This is a genomic window from Acinetobacter sp. YH12151 (assembly GCF_013418355.1).
Classification (GTDB): Bacteria; Pseudomonadota; Gammaproteobacteria; order Pseudomonadales; family Moraxellaceae; genus Acinetobacter; species Acinetobacter pseudolwoffii.
Genome location: NZ_VPCG01000021.1, coordinates 1 through 21,231 on the forward strand (window position 1 = coordinate 1; position 21,231 = coordinate 21,231).

The 21,231-nt window shown below is 44.3% G+C and carries 18 protein-coding genes, 1 pseudogene and 1 other annotated feature; of the genes and pseudogenes, 14 read left to right on the forward strand and 5 right to left on the reverse strand.

Annotation, left to right across the window (positions count from 1 at the left end; all coding sequences use genetic code 11):
* Positions 1 to 1,092 (reverse strand): annotated as a pseudogene (locus FTU82_RS09205) (IS3 family transposase); the annotation flags it as partial.
* Positions 701 to 817, reverse strand: a sequence feature (AL1L pseudoknot). Its footprint overlaps the pseudogene before it by 117 nt.
* 187 nt (positions 1,093 to 1,279) lie before the next feature.
* Positions 1,280 to 2,398: an aspartate-semialdehyde dehydrogenase gene (gene asd, locus FTU82_RS09210; protein ID WP_100329275.1), complete on the reverse strand. Its 1,119-nt coding sequence runs from the start codon at positions 2,396 to 2,398 to the stop codon at positions 1,280 to 1,282.
* A gap of 188 nt (positions 2,399 to 2,586) precedes the next feature.
* Between asd and FTU82_RS09215 the strand changes: the two genes are divergently transcribed.
* Together FTU82_RS09215 and FTU82_RS09220 are read left to right on the forward strand one after the other, a co-directional pair.
* Positions 2,587 to 3,717: an endonuclease/exonuclease/phosphatase family protein gene (locus tag FTU82_RS09215; protein ID WP_005095492.1), complete on the forward strand. Its 1,131-nt coding sequence runs from the start codon at positions 2,587 to 2,589 to the stop codon at positions 3,715 to 3,717.
* 414 nt (positions 3,718 to 4,131) lie between these two features.
* Positions 4,132 to 4,467, forward strand: a complete 336-nt coding sequence (locus FTU82_RS09220; protein WP_257221949.1) for a GNAT family N-acetyltransferase — start codon at positions 4,132 to 4,134, stop codon at positions 4,465 to 4,467.
* Positions 4,468 to 4,522: 55 nt separating this feature from the next.
* On the opposite strand, the gene FTU82_RS09225 is transcribed toward FTU82_RS09220, so the two are convergent.
* Positions 4,523 to 5,458 (reverse strand): hypothetical protein, encoded by a 936-nt coding sequence (locus FTU82_RS09225; protein ID WP_005095497.1) that lies wholly within the window; start codon positions 5,456 to 5,458, stop codon positions 4,523 to 4,525.
* A 109-nt stretch (positions 5,459 to 5,567) separates the two neighbouring features.
* Complete coding sequence (locus tag FTU82_RS09230; RefSeq protein WP_005095500.1) at positions 5,568 to 7,466, reverse strand: ATP-binding cassette domain-containing protein; 1,899 nt, start codon at positions 7,464 to 7,466, stop codon at positions 5,568 to 5,570.
* A 33-nt stretch (positions 7,467 to 7,499) separates the two neighbouring features.
* Between FTU82_RS09230 and FTU82_RS09235 the strand changes: the two genes are divergently transcribed.
* The 6 genes from FTU82_RS09235 (at position 7,500) to FTU82_RS09260 (ending at position 14,274) form a co-directional block, all read left to right on the forward strand.
* A complete protein-coding gene (locus tag FTU82_RS09235) occupies positions 7,500 to 7,745 on the forward strand; it encodes a SlyX family protein (RefSeq protein ID WP_005095502.1) in 246 nt (81 codons plus the stop codon).
* Positions 7,746 to 8,018: 273 nt separating this feature from the next.
* Entirely contained in the window at positions 8,019 to 9,017 is a 999-nt protein-coding gene (locus tag FTU82_RS09240; RefSeq protein WP_180101276.1) for a hypothetical protein, read from the forward strand.
* 70 nt (positions 9,018 to 9,087) lie between these two features.
* The gene (locus FTU82_RS09245; RefSeq protein ID WP_005095506.1) at positions 9,088 to 9,537 is read left to right on the forward strand and encodes an ammonium transporter; all 450 of its coding nucleotides are present in this window, start codon (positions 9,088 to 9,090) and stop codon (positions 9,535 to 9,537) included.
* Between the two features lie 30 nt (positions 9,538 to 9,567).
* Positions 9,568 to 12,210 (forward strand): type I DNA topoisomerase, encoded by a 2,643-nt coding sequence (gene topA, locus FTU82_RS09250; RefSeq protein ID WP_180001796.1) that lies wholly within the window; start codon positions 9,568 to 9,570, stop codon positions 12,208 to 12,210.
* A 98-nt stretch (positions 12,211 to 12,308) separates the two neighbouring features.
* Positions 12,309 to 13,064: a hypothetical protein gene (locus tag FTU82_RS09255; protein ID WP_005172813.1), complete on the forward strand. Its 756-nt coding sequence runs from the start codon at positions 12,309 to 12,311 to the stop codon at positions 13,062 to 13,064.
* Between the two features lie 64 nt (positions 13,065 to 13,128).
* Positions 13,129 to 14,274, forward strand: a complete 1,146-nt coding sequence (locus FTU82_RS09260; protein ID WP_180101277.1) for a glycerate kinase — start codon at positions 13,129 to 13,131, stop codon at positions 14,272 to 14,274.
* A gap of 202 nt (positions 14,275 to 14,476) precedes the next feature.
* On the opposite strand, the gene tnpA is transcribed toward FTU82_RS09260, so the two are convergent.
* Complete coding sequence (gene tnpA / locus FTU82_RS09265; protein WP_180101278.1) at positions 14,477 to 14,890, reverse strand: IS200/IS605 family transposase; 414 nt, start codon at positions 14,888 to 14,890, stop codon at positions 14,477 to 14,479.
* 43 nt (positions 14,891 to 14,933) lie between these two features.
* On the opposite strand from tnpA, the gene FTU82_RS09270 reads away from it, so the two are divergent.
* From FTU82_RS09270 to FTU82_RS09295, 6 genes are all read left to right on the forward strand, one after another.
* Positions 14,934 to 16,238, forward strand: a complete 1,305-nt coding sequence (locus FTU82_RS09270) for an RNA-guided endonuclease TnpB family protein (protein ID WP_180101279.1) — start codon at positions 14,934 to 14,936, stop codon at positions 16,236 to 16,238.
* A gap of 208 nt (positions 16,239 to 16,446) precedes the next feature.
* Entirely contained in the window at positions 16,447 to 18,435 is a 1,989-nt protein-coding gene (locus tag FTU82_RS09275; protein WP_180101280.1) for an ATP-dependent helicase, read from the forward strand.
* A gap of 83 nt (positions 18,436 to 18,518) precedes the next feature.
* The gene (locus FTU82_RS09280) at positions 18,519 to 18,770 is read left to right on the forward strand and encodes an RNA-binding protein (protein WP_005095517.1); all 252 of its coding nucleotides are present in this window, start codon (positions 18,519 to 18,521) and stop codon (positions 18,768 to 18,770) included.
* 119 nt (positions 18,771 to 18,889) lie between these two features.
* Entirely contained in the window at positions 18,890 to 20,023 is a 1,134-nt protein-coding gene (locus FTU82_RS09285) for an IS4 family transposase (RefSeq protein ID WP_180101281.1), read from the forward strand.
* Positions 20,024 to 20,251: 228 nt separating this feature from the next.
* Complete coding sequence (locus FTU82_RS09290; protein ID WP_005172799.1) at positions 20,252 to 20,755, forward strand: DUF6586 family protein; 504 nt, start codon at positions 20,252 to 20,254, stop codon at positions 20,753 to 20,755.
* A gap of 105 nt (positions 20,756 to 20,860) precedes the next feature.
* The gene (locus FTU82_RS09295; protein ID WP_004278462.1) at positions 20,861 to 21,139 is read left to right on the forward strand and encodes a hypothetical protein; all 279 of its coding nucleotides are present in this window, start codon (positions 20,861 to 20,863) and stop codon (positions 21,137 to 21,139) included.
* Positions 21,140 to 21,231: the final 92 nt, after the last annotated feature.

A 21,231-nucleotide genomic window follows, 5' to 3' on the forward strand; every position in this document is an offset into this window, starting at 1 on the left:
GTTGTACATCTGCTAAACCTTGCCAATCTGCTTTTAAATATTCAATCACCTCTGTTTTGTATAAGCCATTCACCGTTTCAGCCAAAGCATTATCGTATGAATCACCAGTCGTACCGACTGATGCTCGTAAATTTGCTGCTTCTAAACGATTGGTATAGCGAATAGAAAGATATTGAACACCTCTATCGGAATGATGAATTACATTCTTTGGCTTACCTCGATCATGCAATGCTTGCTCCAGTGCATCAAGTACCATATCTGTATTCATCCGTGTAGATACTTTCCATCCAACAATTGCTCGTGAAAACACATCAATAATAAAGGCGGTATAGACCCAGCCTGAATGAGTTTGAATATACGTAAAGTCACCGACCCATAGTTGGTTTGGATGATCAGCACTAAAATTACGTTTCACTAAATCATCTGCCCGTTTTTGGTCATCTCGGCTACGGGTAGTTTGTTTATTCTTACCACGCCAAATACCTTGTATACCTAGCTTCTGCATCAATCGAGCAACTGTACAACGTGCAATCACATAGCCTTCACGTTTCAGTTGTTGCCAGACCTTACGCACACCGTATCGACCTGAACTTTCTTTCCAAATTCGCTTAATCTCCTCAGCATGATGCAAGTCATGTAAATCTCGTTTCGCTCGATGTTCTGGATTTACTGTGAGATCTAAAGTCCGGTAATAGGTTGAAGGTGCGATCGGTAAAATTCTACAAATCGCCTCGACTCCGTACAGCTCTTTATTATTATGGATAAAATCCACCATTATTTGTGTGGGCGGTCGAGCTCCGCCTGGGCGAAAAAAGCGGCTGCTTTACGTAGAATCTCATTGGCGCGTTGCAGTTCTTTATTTTCGCGTTCGAGTTGTTTGATACGTTCTTGGTCTGAAAGCTGCTGTACTTTAACTGGATTTTGTTTATCTAAATATTTTTGATACCAAACACGTAGTGTTTCAGGAGTACAACCTATCTTGGGAGCAATAGCGGTGATCGCAGCCCAATTCGATGGATAATCTTTTTCAGATTCAATCAATAATTGAACCGCTCTTTCTCTGATTTCAGGGGTATATTTTAATTTTGTCATCGGGATAGTCTCTCAGAATATTGACTCTCCGACAAACCCGGTACGGTTCAGTGAGCTCAGTCATTATCGCATAGCGAAAATTATAGATTAACGGGATGTTTCTTTTTTGTAAAATACTTACGCAATAGTTACATAAAAAAGCCGATCAATAAAGATCGGCTTTTTGTTTTATATCCATCTCAGGATATTAAACGTTTTTATAATCAATCAGGATGCGCAGCATACGGCGTAATGGTTCAGCAGCGCCCCAAAGCAATTGGTCACCGACAGTGAATGCACCCAAGTATTCTTTACCCATGTTGAGCTTGCGCAGACGGCCCACTGGAACCGATAACGTACCTGTCACTGCAACTGGAGTCAGGTCAGTCATCGAGGCTTCACGGGTATTCGGAACCACTTTAGACCAGTCATTGGCACGTGCAATGATGTCTTCGATTTCATCCAGAGGCACGTCTTTACGCAGTTTTAGCGTCAATGCCTGAGAGTGGCAACGCATGGCACCAATACGCACACAGTGACCATCAATCGGCACGATCTGCTGGTTGCCCAGAATCTTGTTGGTTTCAACCTGGCCTTTCCACTCTTCTTTCGACTGGCCGCTTTCCAGTTGCTTGTCGATATAAGGAATCAGTGAACCGGCCAAAGGCACACCGAAGTTGCTGGATGGGAAGCCTTCACCGCGTTGTAATTCAGCAATTCTCGAATCGATATCCAGAATTGGAGAGCGTGGATCATCGAGTAATTCTTTGGTGTTATTGTATAAATAACCCATACCGCTGATCAGTTCACGCATGTTTTGCGCACCCGCACCAGACGCTGCCTGATAGGTCATAGACGTTGCCCATTCCACCAGATTGTTCTGGAACAGACCACCTAGACCCATCAACATCAAGGAAACCGTACAGTTACCGCCAACAAAAGTTTTGGTGCCTTTTACCAAACCGTCTTTGATCACATGCATATTGACCGGATCAAGTACAATGATGGCTTCATCATCCATACGTAAGGTCGATGCTGCATCAATCCAGTAACCATTCCAGCCTTCAGCTTTCAGTTTTGGGAAAACCTCAGAGGTATAGTCGCCACCTTGACAGGTAATAATGACATCCATCTGCTTCAGACTGTTAATATCTGATGCATCCATAAGTGCTGGGGCAGTCTTACCACCAAATGCTGGCGCTTCACCGCCTGCATTACTGGTAGAGAAATAAAATGGCTCAAAATGAGCAAAATCATTCTCTTCAACCATACGTTGCATTAGGACGGAACCGACCATCCCGCGCCAACCGACCAGACCTACTCTCATGTCACTTTGCCTCGGTGCGTTAAAAATTCTAAAGGGATTCGAGTGTATCAAAAAGGGACTCAACTGCAAGTGCTACACAATCAAAACATCAATATTCTTGAGCGAAATATCTGCTTTATGATACATACAAAATTGATAACGTCATTTTTCTTTCAGAAAAAATAATAACTTAATTAAGAGCACGCTTTATGATATGGGTTATCCAAATTGTGGCAATCATTGTCATTTGGTTAAGTTTCTGGTCACTGATCCCACGCGATGAATGGTGGATTCGAGGTGCGGATTTTCCACGCTTACAAATTCTGGTCTTGGGCTTTATTGCCTTTGTGCTGTTTTTGGTGGTGGAACATCCCTGGACTGTCTTGAATCAGCTGATTTTTGTGGCCCTGATTGCGGCTTTGGCTTATCAGCTAAAAATGGTATTGCCCTATACCTTTATCTGGAAAAAACAGGTCAAGCAGGTCAAACAGGATCAACTGGATCCGCAGCGGCAAATCTCCCTGATTGTTTCGAACGTACTGACCACCAATACTCAATATCATCGACTGATTGAACAGATCCAGACCCATCAGCCAGACTTGGTGTTAACGCTGGAAACGGATCAAACCTGGCAAAATGAACTGTCGGTGATTGAAGCAGATTATCCTTATCGTGTGCCTGTGCCTTTGGATAACCTGTATGGCATGCACCTGTATAGTAAACTGGAACTTCGCAATACCCAGGTCAAGTTTATTTTAAGCGACGAGATTCCGTCCATTCATACCACAGTGATTTTAGGCTCGGGACAGCCGGTGCAGCTGCACTGTCTGCACCCGAAACCACCGAGCCCAACTGAAGCCAAGGATTCTACTTTACGTGATGCGGAATTGTTAATTGTCGGGGATCAGATTAAAGATTTAGATGAAAGTTGCATCGTCATGGGGGATCTGAATGATGTGGCCTGGTCTCGTACTACGCGGCTGTTTCAGCGCATTAGCGGGCTACTGGACCCACGCGTCGGACGTCATTATGTAAACACCTTTCATGCAGATTATCCTTTTTTTCGCTGGTCGCTCGATCACGTATTTCACAGTACCGATTTTGCCCTGGTCCATATGGAACGTCTGCCCCATATTGGTTCTGATCATTTTCCGGTCTTTCTGGTTTTACAAACCGGTCGGGTCTTTGAGCATATTCAGGAAGAATTGGAGCAAACCGATGAAGATGAGCAGGAAGCACAAGAGGCCATAGAAGAGGGGATTCAAAAAGCAGAGAAAGAGGAAAAAATGGTGACCGATGAAATTGCCATGGCTTATAAAGATGGCGGCAAAATTTCTTAACTTTTTAAGAGAAAAGTGTAAGAGATTGCTTACATCAGTTTGCGCTTCTTGCGGATGGGCAATCATGAGCAATCCAGGTATTCTAGGTTTATCAGCACAGGGAGTCGAGAAAGGATATTCTCATAAGGAAGACGAAGCTGAATGAAAACATCATGGATATGATGCTGAAAGGGAAATCACAAAAAATAGAACCAATTATAATAGATGAAAGCACAACCTCATTAACCCGGGTTTTACAGGATGTAGAACTCGGGTTAAATTATTTTTAGGATGAATTTTTTTAAATATTTAATTGATTATTAAAGATAATTTTAGGTTTAAAGCTATATTTTTACAGTGCAGAATGGAAAATGTTATTGCCAGTGATGACTCAGTGAATGGATCAGAAATACTTCAGCTCTATCGTGCCAATCCATGGTCTACTGCCGAAAACCACAACATTTATTACAGGCTTTACAACATTCGCATGGTCTGGTCACTGCACGTATAAATGGTCAGCTGGTCGGACTGGCGAATGCGATTTCAGATGGCTCTCTGGGGGTGTATTTCCCCCATTTATTGGTTGGTCTAGACTGGCAACGACAAGGCATTGGTCGGCGGATCATGCAAAGTATGCTGCAATATTATTCAGGATTTCATCAGCAGATTTTAGTGGCCGATCAGCAGACAATAGGAATTTTATCAGGCTTTAGGCTTCACACGTGCGGGACTAACGGAAGCTATGTAGATCTATCAAGGTACAGATCATGAGCAGGATTTTAAACTATAGGAGCTGTAGCGATTTAAAGTCCGGGATCAAACAGATTTAGTAAATTTCCTTATAACCTTCAGGGCGAGTTTTAAAACGGCGGTGGAACCACATATATTGGGTCGGTGCGATGCGTAGCTGCTGTTCAATTATCAGATTCACGCGAGTAGCATCCTCGACTTCATTCTCACTAGGGAAATTCTCCAGTGCCGGTTCAATCAGTACATGGTAGCGTGGATTTTTGATATCGCCATGACGATAGAAATATAAAGGAATCGCAGCAGCTTTGGTCATTTTCAGTAAACGACGGTGCGCGGTGACGGTTGCCGCCGGTACACCAAAGAAAGGTGCCATCACCCCTTGTTTTAAACCATAATCCTGATCCGGACTGTACCAGATTGCATGGCCTTTTTTCAGATTACGTACCAGACCGCGCATATCATCATGATCAATTTGATGGGCATAAATCGTGGCGCGACAACGGTAAATCAGCATGTCCAAAAGTGGATTATTCTGTGGGCGATACACCACATCCGGTTCAAAATATTGTGCACACAGATATCCACCAGCATCCAGTAAGGTCGAATGCGTGCCTAGTAACAGCATACCCCGGCCTTCGGCTTGAGCATTCTGAATATGTTCCAGTCCTTCAATACTGACGCGATCCTGAAACCATTTCGGACTGTACCAGGCATTTAAGGTTTCAAAAACCCCCAGCATTTGATCGATAAAAACCTGACGCGCATTGTCCTGTATTTGCTCGGCAGACCATTCAGGAAAACAGACTTCCAGATTGCGCAGTGTGGTGTCGCGACGTGAGGGCAGATACTTAAAAGACAGATGGCCCAGCAGATAGGCCAGACGATACTGAATGGCCCATGGTAAAATCGCCAAAATCATCAGGAAAATAATACCCAGCCAATTGCCCCAGTATCGAGGTAACAGGAATGACCATTGAAATTCGCCGGGTTGATATGCAGGCTGGGTACTCATAGAACAATATAGGGCTAAAAGATTAAGTGCAGTCTAACAGAGAAGATTCTTGAAATAAAAAAAAGCATCTGTACGAATACAGATGCTTGAGCAAATACTCGTGGAATATTTAGCCGTTGCTAAGGTTATCCAGCTCTTCCCAACGTTCTAATTTTTCCAGTAACAGTTCATCAATTTCTGATAAACGCTGAGACAGTTGCATGGCTTTATCGGAATCACTGACAAATAAAGAGCCATCAGCCAGTTGTGTATTGATCTCGGCTTGCTCTTTTTCCAGCGCTTCCATTTCAGCCGGAAGTTGCTCGAGCGCGCGTTGATCTTTGTAGCTGAGTTTGACTTTTTTGGCAGCAACGGGTGCGGCTTCAGCTTTGGCCATGGCTTTTTTCACGGCACTTTTTTGATCGACCACGGTTTGATCCGGACGCTGTTCAAGATAATCCTGATAACCACCGACATATTCGTCGATATTGCCTTTACCATCAAAGACCCAAGTTGAGGTCACCACGTTGTCCATAAAGGCACGGTCATGCGAGATCAATAACAAGGTGCCTTTGTAGCCACCGAGCATTTCTTCCAGTAACTCTAGGGTCACCATATCCAGATCGTTGGTTGGTTCATCCATCACAATCAGATTCGATGGTTTCAGCAACAGTTTCGCCAGCAAGATACGGTTGCGTTCACCACCAGACAACGCTTTGACTGGGGTACGTGCACGTTCTGGCGAGAACAGGAAGTCTTGTAAATAGCTATAGATATGACGACGGTTACCATTCACATCCACGTGGTCAGAGCCTTCAGAAACGTTATCTTTGACCGACTTTTCCAGATCCAGTGCATTACGCAGTTGGTCGAAATAGGCTACTTCCAGCTGTGTACCGGTTTTCACCGTGCCGCCATGCTCAAGCTCGCCCAGAATGGCTTTAATCAGTGTGGTTTTACCGACACCGTTATCACCGACCAGACCGATACGGTCACCGCGTAAAACCAGTGCCGAGAAGTTGTTAATGATCGGTGCATTGTCACCGAATTTCACACTCAGGTTCTCAATCTCAAAGACCAGTTTGCCGGAACGGTTGGCATCCTGAGTCGCCATCGCCACTTTACCTTGTTGCGAACGGCGCGCTTTGGATTCTTCACGCAGTGCTTTTAGAGCGCGAACACGACCTTCGTTACGGGTACGGCGTGCTTTGATGCCCTGACGGATCCAGACTTCTTCTTCCGCCAGCTTTTTATCAAACAGCGCATTCTGCTTTTCTTCAGCTTCCATTTGCATGGCTTTGAGTTCTAAGTAACGTGAATAGTTACCTTCATAACTGCGCAATTGACCACGATCCAGTTCCACAATACGGGTGGCGATGCTATCGACAAAGGCACGGTCATGCGAAATGAACAACAGAGTTAAATTGTTTTGATCGAGCAGGAATTTTTCCAGCCACTCGATACTTTCAACATCTAAATGGTTGGTCGGTTCATCCAGTAATAAGACATCTGGCTGAGTCAGCAAGGCACGTGCCAATAGGACACGACGCTTACGACCACCCGACAAATCGGCAAGATCTGCATCTGGGTCCAGACCCATTTTGCTTAAAATCGAATTGACCTTGGTTTCCAGCGCCCAGCCATCGAGCTGGTCCATTTTGTGTTGCAGATTGCCCATGCGGTCACAAGCGTCCATATCGCCCAGTACACAGGCTTCACTGGCTGCATGGTAGGCACGCAAAACTTCCGACGCTTCACCGGCACCGTCAGCCACGATATCCGCCACTCGGCCTGAGTCCATCGGTACATCTTGCGCCAGCATCGAAATCGTGATGCCATTTTGTAATGAAACTTCGCCGCTATCCGGCAGTAAACTTCCTTCAATCAGCTTAAGTAAGGTAGACTTACCCTCACCATTACGGCCAATCAAACACACTCGTTCGCCGCGCTCCAAGTTAAAATTCGCGCCGTTGAGCAGGGCGGGTCCACCAAACGCAAGTTGGACATCCCTAAGGGTAATATAGGCCATAATGTTTCCTGAAATCCCCAATGAGGACTTTAAATGACTAAACAACAAAATCTAAATGATCAGGCGTCATTTTCCGCACCCATTGAAGATTTGCAAGTGCGAATTGCATTTTTAGACGATTTAGTTGAACAGTTGAATGATCAGGTGGCTAAACAGACTCTGGAAATTGCCGATCTGAAAAAGCAAATGAGCCTGTTATATCAACGTGTTGAGTCCTCAGACCGCTCTGAAGGAATTGCGGATTTTGATCCAGTTGCTGATCGTCCGCCACATTATTAATTTGCAAGCAATCATTTAATAAAACCCTTATATTTGATAAGGGTTTTTTATTGCAGCTGCTATTTCACCGATGATTCGATTCATTTAATCAGCTCTCAGCCTGGAATCTAGCGATTTCTGACCTGCTTGCAGCAAGATCAAATATGTAATCTTCCACTCGGTTGGAATCTGGTAAATCCGCTGCAACCCGAATATTCACCATGAAATTATTTGACCTTTCACTCACTTCCTACTCTAATACTGGCTTTCAGGTACATTTCAGAAGCTTGTCCCATGCATCCAAAAGTTGTTCTACTCGACCTCGAAAATAATTTTCCGACGGCCAAGTTACTGCGTGAAATTGTGACGCATTATTCCAGCCTGTATCTGTTTAATTGTGCCGGAACATTTGAATTTTCATTAGAAGATTTAACCGAGCTGGCCGGCTGGATTGCGAGTGGACAGATCATCATTCTGGATACACCTGAATCGCCCCAGAAAGAATATGAATATGCGGTCATTGTCGGTCAGCTGATGGCGCTGTTGGAGCCGGAAACCGAAGTCGAGTTGATCTCGGCGATGGACAGCAGCGAGATGTTGCAGCAGATGCTGCAAGTCTCTGATATTAAATGTAGCTTGATTCAGATTCAGCCCGATGAAGTCTCTATTCCAGCAGAGCATGTTAAAAATTACCTGCCTAGTCTGGAGGCGATCCGCAACAAACCGGCCTTGCAACTGGTGAAAAAGTACTGTGATGCTCTAGGGAAAATGAGTGGTAAGCCAAATACCTTGGAAACCTTAAAAAATTCAGTTGCCAATATTCTGCACGTCATGCCCGTGAAGGCCCAGCATGTGGTCGGCATGCTGATTAACCTGAAAATCGTCAAACGCTATGATGAGCAGATCAGCTTCCGTAAAAAAGTCCTGAAACAGTGGCTACAGCTCAATCTGGATGAACAAGATCCGCTTGAAAATCCAAAACTGGATCAGGTCCTGTCCCGGCTCAAAGTGGATGATGCTCCAGTTGAATCATTGCAAACTCCGATCCAGTCAGCCCAGCAAGACCTGTTTAAAAACTTTAACCGGATTGATCCGGTGCAACTGGAAGTCGCACGTAAACTGCGCGAACTTCAGGGCGATAAACCCAAAGACATTTATGAGTTACGTGATTTACTGGAACAGTTATTTCCAAAATCGGACATTCGCTTGCTGCTGAAGGAGCTGATCGAGAAGGGTTATATTTACTGGAATGGTCACGAAGTTTTATATAGTCATGAAATGTTCTTGAATTAATTTTATCGTGCAAACTTGCGTTTTATATTGTGCTTATGCAACTCTAATAATAGAACATAAAGGTTGAACTATGGAAAACACTGGAATTTGGGTAGCGGTGATCATCATCATTTTTGTCATGGGGTCAATTTTTGGCTTACGTGTCAGCCCAAGAGAAAAAGCGCTTGGCATCATGCGTGACAAAGCCCGCAAAATGGGTCTGCATCCACGTTTGGTGGTTGCACCCGACTGGACCAAAATTCCAAAGGCCACTGAAAGTCGTGCCAGTATGGTTGCGTACTACAGCGTACTCATGCCAGATGCGCGTTTACCCTTGATGCGTGCCCGTGTTGTCGATAATAAACTCGAAATTGTGCAGGGTGATGAGAAATTTAAAGATTTTCCCATTGCATTAAAAGGCATTTATGCTATTGATATGCAGGCCAACTGTGTCGGATTGTATTGGGATGAACATGCTGATTTAAGAGCAGCCCAACTCGACGATATCAAAGCACTATTACACGCTTTGGCTGAACTTTAATTTAGAAATAAACAGGATTAACGGTTAATTATGGCGAACGCTCCTCGGTCCACATCAAAAAGCAGCACAGCAAAGTCTCCCGACGCTGGAAGTAAGCGTGCCTTAGTGATTGTGGAGTCGCCTGCAAAAGCGAAAACAATCAATAAGTACCTTGGTCCAAACTACATCGTAAAATCATCAGTCGGTCATGTCCGTGACTTGCCAACAGGCGGCTCTGCCAAATCGACAGAGAAAAAGCCGGCGACACGCACCAAACTGACAGATGAACAGAAAGCTGAAAAATCACAGAATGCGTTGATTAACCGCATGGGTGTCGATCCGGAACATGACTGGAAAGCCAAATACGAAGTGCTGCCCGGCAAGGAACATGTGGTTGCCGAACTGAAAAAACTGGCAGCGCAAGTCGATGAAGTCTATTTGGCAACGGATATGGACAGGGAAGGGGAAGCGATTGCCTGGCATTTAAAAGAAGTGATTGGCGGCGATGAGTCACGTTATCAACGTGTGGTCTTCAACGAAATTACCAAAAATGCCATTCAGGAAGCCTTTAAGCATCCTTCACGTCTGGACACCAATAAAGTCAATGCCCAGCAGGCACGCCGTTTCCTGGACCGCGTGGTCGGCTTCATGATTTCACCACTCTTGTGGGAAAAGATTGCCCGTGGCCTGTCAGCCGGCCGTGTACAGTCGGTTGCGGTGAAACTGGTGGTTGAACGCGAACGTGAAATTCGGGCCTTTATTCCTGAAGAATACTGGCAGGTGTTTGCCGATACCAAATCGAAAAAAGATGACATCCGTCTGGAAGCAGTCAAGCAAAATGGCAAGACTTTAAAGCTTCGTAATAAAGACGAAACGGATGCACTGTTAAACCTGATTAAAGATGCGGATTATACCGTTTCTGCCCGTGAAGATAAGCCAACCAAAGTCAATCCAAGCGCGCCCTATATCACCTCGACGCTGCAACAGGCGGCCAGTACCCGTCTCGGTTTTTCTGTGAAGAAAACCATGATGCTGGCACAGCGCCTGTATGAAGCCGGTTTCATTACCTATATGCGTACCGACTCGACCTTCCTGAGTGATGATGCGGTAAGCATGGTCCGTGGCCATATCGAATCAGAATTTGGTGAGAAGTACCTGCCGGCCAAACCCAACCGCTATGGCAATAAAGCCGGCGCGCAAGAAGCGCATGAGGCAATCCGTCCATCTACTGTGAGTCTCAAAGGTGACAGTCTGGTCGGTGTGGAGCGTGATGCACAGCGTCTCTATGACTTAATCTGGCGCCAGTTTGTGGCCTGTCAGATGACACCGGCTGAATACCTGTCTTCAACCATTTTAGTCAATGCCAATGGCGTAGAACTGAAAGCCAAAGGCCGGACGCTGGTCTTTGATGGTTTTACCCGGGTGCGTGGTGCCAACAAAGCGGATGACGATATTCTATTACCGGCAGTGAAAGTCGGTGAAGTGCTGAAACTTCAGAAGCTTGATCCATCTCAACATTTCACCAAGCCACCAGCTCGTTTTACTGAAGCCTCACTGGTCAAAGAACTCGAGAAAAAAGGCATTGGCCGTCCATCGACCTATGCTGCAATTATCTCGACCATTCAGGATCGTGGTTATGTGAAGCTCGATAACCGTCGTCTCTTTGCCGAGAAGATGGGTGAGATCGTCACCGACCGTCTGGATGAAAACTTCAATAACCTGATGAACTACGCCTTTACCGCAGATCTTGAAGGTCAGCTGGATAAGGTGGCAGATGGTGAACGTAATTGGAAAGAGCTGTTAGACAGCTTCTACGGCGATTTCAAGCAGCGTTTGACTACGGCACAAGGTGAGAACGGTATGCGCCGTAATCAGCCAGTGGAAGTGGATGCGGTACATTGTAAAGAATGTGAGCGCCCAATGCAGATTCGTACCGGAACCACAGGCGTTTTCCTGGGCTGTTCTGGTTATAACCTGCCACCGAAAGAACGTTGCAAGGGAACCTTGAACCTGACCCCAGTCGAGTCTTTGGCTGCACTGTCTGATGATGATGCGGCCGAAACCGCTGACCTGATGTCGAAGAAACGTTGTCCGGTGTGTGAAACGGCAATGGACAGCTATGTGATTGATGGCGGTCGTAAACTGCATGTTTGTGGCAATAACCCGGACTGTGATGGTTATGAACTCGAAGAAGGAGAGTTCAAGATCAAAGGTTATGATGGCCCAACCATTCCATGCGACAAATGTGATGGCGAAATGCAGCTTAAAACGGGTCGTTTTGGTCCATACTTCGCCTGCAACAGTTGTGACAATACCCGTAAAGTATTAAAGAGTGGTCAGCCGGCACCTCCGCGTGTCGATCCGATCAAGATGGAACATTTGCGCTCGACCAAGCACGATGACTTCTTTGTGCTGCGTGATGGTGCGGCCGGTTTATTTTTGGCTGCCAGCAAGTTCCCGAAAGTGCGTGAAACACGGGCACCGAAAGTTGCCGAGATTCGCTCTGTGGCTGAACAGCTAGATCCGAAATATCAGTTTATCTTGCAAGCGCCTGATGCAGATCCGGAAGGTAACCCGACTTTGGTGAAATTCAGTCGCAAGAACCAATCGCAATATATTGGCTCTGAAAATGCGGAAGGCAAGCAAACCAAATGGTCTCTGGTTTACCAGGATGGAAAATGGGTTGAAGCCTAAATAAAGTTTAAACTTGAAAAAAATGCTGACGAAAGTCGGCATTTTTTATTTATGATGTGTCGATATTTTAAAAAAAATAAATAAGGTTGCTTGGGGATATGTGGAAAAAGATTCGGATTCTGATTTTATTAAGTATTTTATTGATCGTTGCAGTCAATGCCTATCGTGATCAAAATCAGAACTGGTCAAAGCCGGTCATGGTTCTGTTGCATCCGATTAATGCAGATGGATTACCGACCACACAGCAATACATCCAGCAACTGTCAGTTCAGGATCTAGAAACGGCAAGAGACTTTCTACAAAAATCAGCACAGCAATATCGTAATCAACCCACTTATTTTTATTTTAATTTGGGTCGTGAGCTTAAAGTTTTACCGCCTAAAGTCCCTGAGCAGGCCTCAATTTTCGATACTGTTGTATGGAGTTTAAAGTTTCGATTTTATGCCTGGAAACAGCAACAAAGTTCGGACCCTTCTGCCAGTCTGACCCTGTTTTTAAATTATTATGATCCGGCACAAACCCGGCAATTAAAGCATTCAACTGCCTTGCAAAAAGGCCGGATTGGTTCGGTCAACCTGTTTGCCTCTCAAAAGCAGTCTGAACAAAATAAAATTGTTTTGGTACATGAGTTACTGCATGCCTTTGGTGCCAGTGATAAATATGATCTGGCCACAGGTCAGCCGATTTATCCAATAGGTTATGCATTTCCAGATCAGCAACCTGTGTTCCCACAAGCCAAGGCAGAACTGATGGCAGGACATATCCCGCTGTCCGAAACCACGAGTAAAATGCCGGGATCTCTGGATCAGACCCTGATTAATGAGATCACAGCAATTGAGTTGGGCTGGAAATAAAGACTTGTAGATTCTCTTGGATTTATCCAGAATCTAGACTTTATTGATAGATAAAAATAACCATATGCCGCTTACTTTTGTTCTTGCTCCAGATTCCTTTAAAGAAAGTATGAGTGCTGAACAAGCCTGTCAGGCCATGCAGCGTGGCATTCAAAACGTGTTGCCTGATACTTTGTGCATTCATGTTCCTATGGCGGATGGAGGGGAAGGCACTGTCGATACACTGATCTCAAGTTCAAAAGGACAGCGCATTCCCTGTGAAGTGACAGGGCCATTGCCTGATCAGCGCATCCAGACGTATTTTGGCGTAATTGATGCAGGAAAAACCGCAATCATTGAAATGGCCAAAGCCAATGGCATAGATCTGCTGGAAGCTGCAAGGCGTAATCCTCTGCTGACCTCAACCTGTGGCACAGGAGAAATGATCAAGTCTGCGCTCGATTTAGAGGCCAGTAAAATCATCATTGGCTTAGGTGGCAGTGTGACGAACGATGCCGGTGCGGGAATGATACAGGCCTTAGGCGCTCGGTTTTTAGATGCCCAAGGATTAGAAATACAGGTTTGCGGTGGAAACCTAGATCAAATCATAGCAATTGATTTATCCGAACTGGATTCACGGCTGGCGGATATTGAAATTATCATTGCATCGGATGTGAATAATCCGCTGTGTGGACCCAATGGTGCTTCAGCGATCTTTGGCCCACAAAAAGGTGCGACACTGGAAATGGTCAAGCAACTGGATCAAAACCTCAGTCATTTCGCCGATCTGGTTGCTCGGCACATTGGACGTGATCATCGTCATGTTGCAGGTGCGGGTGCGGCAGGTGGACTCGGTTTTGGCTTAATGGCATTCACAGCTGCTTCTATTCGATCAGGTGTGGAACTCATCATTCAGCAGACAGATTTAGCCAATAAAATAGCTCAAGCCGATTATGTTCTGACTGGTGAAGGCAAGCTTGATCATCAAACTAAATTAGGCAAAACCCCATTTGGCGTGGCACAAGTAGCACAAAAATTCAATAAACCGGTGCTTGCATTTGCTGGACTGGTGGGGGATGGGATTGAGTCACTATATGAGTCTGGATTTAGTCAGATTATCGGGATTAATCCACCAGATTGTAGCCGGGAAGAAGCCTTAAAAAATGCGGAAGTGAATCTGGAAAAAGCAGTGTCCAAAACAATTAAAAATATTGAGGAACAGCGTATTTAGTTTTCTTTTACAAGATCGTCATTGCTGCACAAGCTTTACGTAATGGCAGATAATAATGCATAAGCAGATCTTGCTTTTCATGAATGAGAAGCACTGCTTCGCAAGGTAACAAAAATCCTTTGCTGGATTGAGGAAATATCCCTATCTGTAAGTGAAAGAGGACTCCACCCGACAGTCAGGGTGGAGGTGAATTTCACAGATTTTAACCTTGTTGGTTTTGAATGTATTTCTTAATAATATCTAAGGGCGCACCACCGCACGACCCTGCAAAATAAGATCGTGACCATAAAACAGGTTTTGCATAACTACCACGTAAATCTAAAAATTCATTCCGCATTCTTCTGCTTGTTACCGATTTTAAATTATTCACCAACTTACTAAGCTGAACAGTTGGTGGGTACTGAATAAGCATGTGAACATGGTCAGCCTCACCATTACATTCTTTTAGCTCTGCATCAAAATCTTTGCATATTTCGTCTACACACTCAATAAAATACTTATGATGTAGATCATTTAGAATTTTCTTTCTGTACTTTGTAATAAATACTAGGTGTACGTGTAAGTTAAAGGCTGAATAGCGGTTTTTATAGATTTCAGTCATTGTTTGATTGTTCATTTAATGATAGCATTTTATTATATTAACACATACATACTCATTTATGAAAATCAACAAAGCGTATAAATTTAGGCTTGAGCCTAATGCAGAGCAGGAGCTTGTTTTAAACAAGTTGCTTGGCTCTGCACGTTTTGTTTGGAATCAAATTTTAGCTGTATCGTTCGAGATGCTTGCTAATAATGAGCGAATCAACAAAGTTAATTTAGTCAATAAAATTCCTGAATTACGAAAAAAACCTGAGTGTGCTTTTCTAGAAAATAGTTCAAATGGCGTTTCACTTCAACAAAAAGTGCGTGATCTTGGTGATGCCTGGGGGAAGTTCTTTGACCCGAAAGAACAAGCCAAGTTAAAGCAAAAACCATTTAAAGCCAAAAAACCAAGATTCTTTAAATTGCCGGATGGTCGTGAAGTCCAATTTAGACCACTCATGCCACGATTCAAAAAGAAATCTAATGGCTATGATTCCATTCGTATTGTTCAATTCAATAGATACTGTTGGGTTAAAGGCAACCAAGTTAAGTTACCTAATGACATTGGCGTTGTGAAATTCAGAAAGTCACAAGAGATTCTTGGTGAAATCAAGAATGTCACAATCTCAAAGCATGTTGGAAAGTGGTATATCTCTTTCGGTGTTGAAAGCACAGTAGAAGCACCAGTCCACCCATCAAAATCAGCCGTTGGCATTGATTTAGGTGTTAAAAATTTAATTACAACATCTAGTGGTCAAGTATTCGACCCGATCAATAGTTTCAAGGCCAATCAAGTAAAGTTGGCTAGGCTTCAGCGCAAGCTGAGAAAGAAAAACAAGTTCAGTCAAAATTGGAAAAAGCTGAATCTCAAGATCAATAAATTACATCATCATATTGCCAATATTCGGCATGACTACTTGCACAAAGTCACGACAACTCTCAGCAAAAACCACGCAATGATCGTAGTTGAGGACTTAAAAGTAGCCAATATGTCGAAGTCAGCGAAAGGCTCAATCGAGAAAAAAGGAAAGAATGTTAAAGCCAAGTCCGGCTTAAATAAATCAATCCTGGATCAAGGTTGGTCAATGCTTGTTGGTATGTTGGAGTACAAACAGCAATGGCGAGGTGGTTTGCTTGTTAAAGTTGACCCTAGATATACAAGTCAAACTTGTAGTTCATGTGGTCATGTTGCAAAAGAAAATAGGCTTACTCAAGCAAACTTTGAGTGTGTCGAGTGTAGTTTTAGCGAGAATGCAGATATTAATGCTTCTCGCAACATTTTGGCGGTGGGACACATCGTTTTGTCTGTGGAGGGTGGATGCGGTAAAGGTCGCCTTGCGAAGCAGAAAGCAAGTGAAATCCGTGAGGAAGTCACCTAAGAGCTTTTGCTTTTAGAATCCCCCACTTGAACATCGTGAAAGTGGTGGGAGTATGTCAAATCTCAATCCAGCAGACGGCATCCATGCTGTCGACCCTCTAGCAAACAAATCAAGAGATAAAATTTGCTGCTGTTTCAGGGCGGATGAAAAGCCATAATTATAAGAGCGATCTGCTAAACTACAGCCATCCACAAAACGATGAGTGAAAATGAGTTTAGCCAACCTGATTGATGAATTAAATCCCCAACAAAAGCAAGCATCGACCACAGAAACAAAACATAGTCTGGTGCTGGCCGGGGCAGGTTGTGGCAAAACCAAGACCATCGTGGCACGTGCAGCTTACCTGATTGAGCGGGGTGTACCCGCCAACCAGATTCAGATTCTGACCTTTACCCGCCGTGCAGCCAGTGAAATTGTAGCGCGGGTGGAATTAGCCTTGGGGGATCAAGCCAAAGGTCTGCGTGCCTCGACCTTTCATACGTTCTGTATGTATCTGTTGCGCCGTATTCCGAAGGCCTTTGGTCTGGAACAGTTCTCGATTATTGATCGTGATGATCAGTTGATGATGTTCCGTCTGATTCGGGGTCGTGATGACAAAAAAAATCCCAATCATCTGCCCAAGCCACAAGAACTCTGCGATTTATATTCCTTTGCACGTAATACTCGGCAGAAGCTCAGTCTCGCGCTGGAAAAGCAGATGCCGGAATATTTGGCGCTGAAAGATCAAATTGCCGAGATCATGAAGGAATATGAAGCACGCAAACAGGCGCGCAGTTTTCTGGATTATGACGATATTCTGGCGGTGGTGGCGACAGCTTTGGCACAATCAGAAGGCTTGGTCGATTATGTGGCTTTAATCTGTCGACATATGCTGGTCGATGAAATGCAGGATACCAATCCACTGCAATGGGCCTTGCTGGAGCCGCTGAAAGACCGGATCAGCCTGTTTTGTGTCGGCGATGATGCCCAGTCGATTTATGGTTTCCGTGGCGCAGACTTTGAAAATATTCATCATTTCAAAGAACGGGTACCAGATGCGCAGATTTTTAAACTGGAAAAAAACTACCGCTCGACCCAGGAAATTCTGGATCTGTCCAACTGGCTGCTGGATCAGTCTGAAATCAAATATGACAAACGTCTGGAAGCTTATCGTGGCGAGGGCCTAAAGCCGCGCATGCATATATTTCCGAATGAGTTTGATGAAGCCAAATGGATCGCAATTGATATTAAAGAGCGTCATTATCTACAGGGCAGCAAATGGGGCGAACATATGGTACTGGTGCGTTCCAGTTTTGCCGCGCGGCATATTGAAGCAGCCTGTATCGCGGCCAATGTACCGTATCGATTTATTGGCGGTATGAAGCTGCTGGAAACGGCACATGTCAAAGATTTGCTCAGCATGCTGCGTGTGGTCGCCAATCCGCTGGATGATATCGCCTGGATGCGTTTCTTGACCCTGTGGAATGGTGTCGGTGATGTCGGTGCAAGCAAGCTGGCGCAACACATTTTGCTGGAACCTGAAATCGATAAAATCTCCGATAAACTGGAGAAATTTGGCAAGATACCTCTAAATGCGATTCTGATCATGAAGCAGATGAGCGTGCTGAAAGGCGAAGTGCAGGCTTGTGTCAGTCTTGCGATTCAGGCAATTGAAACACAACTGGCAGAGAACTATAAAAAAGACTGGCCACGTCGTCAGGGTGATTTTGAACTGGTGAAACAACTGGCCTCCAAGCATTCACAACTAAGTGAATTTTTAGAGGAATATGTGCTCGATCCAGTGTCGATTTCGGAAATTGAACGCCAGTCCGATCATGATGTGGTGACCCTGATTACCATTCATTCAGCAAAAGGCACCGAACAGAATGTCTGTTATGTGGCCAATGTCACGCCGGGAAATTATCCGCATGCACGCGCCCAAGGCGACTTTGATGATGTTGAAGAAGAACGTCGTGTGCTGTATGTGGCGCTGACCCGAGCCAAAAATGAATTGATTCTAACCAAACAAAATCTGAATCACTGGGCGCGGGAAACGGTCGATGCGCAGGGACGTAAAGTCGCAAGTTATTTCTTGAATGATCTCACCCGGCATTTATGCACCACGGAAACCCATTACAAAACCCGGCAGCAGACCGTGAAAAGTGCCTTAATTGAACGTCAATCGATTAATTTAGATTTTGGCATTGATCTCGATTAAACTATAGCAAAGTTGTTGCATACAAAAAGTAGAGTAGGCGCGTGCTTTTTGATATTTTTTGCCTATCTTCTTAAGGTTATCAGATGAAAATTTTAGTTCGTAATTTAGAACGTACGGTCACAGAAGCCGAGTTGCTGAAGTTGTTCCAGGAATATGGCACAGTGAATACTTGTACTTTGGTGCTCGATGCGGCAACCGGGAAATCAAAAGGTTTTGCCTTTGTAGAAATGCCGCATGCACGTGAAGCCATCAAAGCCATTAAAGGCCTGAATACTTTGCGCTTGCACGGACATGGAATCCGGGTAAAACAAGCAGAAGATAAGCCCGAGGCTTAAACTGGAAAAGGAGCACTTGATATCACTGCTGTCCCATAGTTTGATTTAAATAAAAAACCTGAGTCCAAATCGTTAAAATATGAGTGCAAACAAACACTTTAACGACCAGGATTCAGGTTTTGTCACATCAGAATACCGTATTTCATCAGCTTATTAAACCCGTCGTGCGACAGGATTTTGAGCAACTTGCTAAAGTACACCATGTTGGACAGAAATTTAGAGCGGCTTCAAGATGGGATCAGTTTATTGCCATCTTGATGTCTCAACTTTCCTGCAGGCAAAGTCTGAGAGATATTCAATCCAATCTGGAGTGCCAACAGGAAAAACTGAGTCATTTCGGAGCAAAGTCTATTCCTCGAAGTACACTGGCACGAATCAATGAGCAGCAGCCCGCTGCCTTGTACCAACAGCTCTTTCACAAGTTGCTTAAATACTATGAACACTCAAAAGTAGCCCATAAATTTCGCTTTAAGAATCCATTATATTCCCTGGATGCCAGTCATATTGACCTGTCGCTTTCCTTATGTGAATGGGCCAAAGTTCACGACTCAAAAGCCAGCATGAAACTCAGCATAGGATTGAATCACAGCAATGATATTCCTGAGTTTGTTGCAGTTGAAAATGGTAAAGAAAATGACATGGTACAAGGCCGAAAATTCCAGTTTCCTGCTGGCAGCATTGTGGTCTTTGATAAAGGCTATGTCGATTATCAATGGTATGCGAATCTAAGCGCTCAAAACGTTAGCTTTGTGACACGTTTTAGACCTAAATCGGTGTATCAGGTGATCCAGCAACATCCCGTGCTTGAATCCAAAGGCATTCTAAAAGATGAAACCATTCAGCTAAATAGCGCACATGCCCTAAAAAGAAAAGCCCCCGTATTAAGAAGAATTGAATATAGAGATCAGCAAAGTGGCAAGCACTTTAGCTTTCTCAGCAATAACTTTCATCTAGCTGCCTCTACCATTGCAGCGATTTACAAAGACCGCTGGAAAGTTGAATTGTTCTTTAAAGTGATTAAACAGAACCTGAAATTAAAAGCCTTTTTAGGCCGAAGCAAGAACGCCATTCAGACGCAAATCTGGATTGCGATGATCGCCTATTTACTGGTAAGTTTCGCTCAACATTTAGGGAAAAAAGGCTGGACAGTTCAGCGCTTACTCAGAATAATTCAAGTGAATTTATTTGAAATAAAAACCTTAAAAGCGTTATTTTCACCCGATAAAGTCCCCATCAAACAAGAGGAAGCTTAAATGAGCTTCCTCTTGTAAAAATTGTGGGACAGCAGTGCACTTGATATGCTCCTTTTTTATGGCTGAAATTTAACCTTGTTGTGCTCATGGTTGTACTCGTGCAGGCAGTTAGATTTTCTGGATTTCAGTACTGGATGGATTCAGTTTAAACATGTTTTGATTGCGAAATGAAAGCGAACCTTTTACTTTATAAAAGCCAAAATTTGTTTAAAACCTTAGGAAATATCAATGACCCGTGTTGCTCGCTATCATGCGGACCGTACCAATCAAAAACTGTATTTTGCCCGTCTTGCCTGCCAGCAGGCAGAGCAAACCCAGCATGTGCAACAGGCTCAGGCACAACGTGAGGCGACTGTATTTCATTTACATGGCGCTTTATTGGCATTTTTGCAGGAACTGGTGCGTTACTATCGCCTGAATGATGCCAATCCGACGCTGAAATCGATCGAAGAACTAATGGCAGCCAAAGGCCAGATTTCACCCGAAGTAGCCGTATTACAACACTTATCCAAGAGCGGTTTCATTGCTGAACTGAAACGTGCCTATCGTCTGTGCCAGTATGCGCCTGAACCGAGTACACCGGAACCCGAAGACGAAACCTCCTCAAATCTCATCATTAAAGTCACACAGTCTCCACAAGCATGGTTACCTGATCCTGCTATATTAAGAGAATGGCATCGTGACTTAACACAACTCATCGATGGTTTTCGCAATGAGATGATTGAATTTTAATCGGATCGACCGTACTTGAAATTAGAATTTTTAACCCTATATCAATTACTCTAATGATGCAAAGTGCACCCGGCTCTTTGCCACCATGTTGAACATGGAGGATATATGTCTATAGAACAGTTGAAAGACTTATTTGGTAATCAAGACGCGATTTTAGAACTCGTTCAACTTGAAGGTGGTGCCTTGGCTTTACGCAATGCAGGTTCGCATAAACAGCCTTTGGTCATGATTCAGTTTAATGACGAGGTGAAGGCTCTACTCGGAGAGCAGACGCCTGTGATTGCGCAGCAGATGATTCAGGCGGCCCTGTATGGCTTGCTGGAACAGCAGGTCAATGAATGGCAGGCTGAAGTCGTAGATGAAGAGCCGAAGTATATGAGTTAAGATTACAATGTATTCAAAAGCACACTATCGGTGTGCTTTTTGATTTTAAAGGGTTGGGGAATAAGTTGGATTTTAAGTACGAGCTCAAGGTG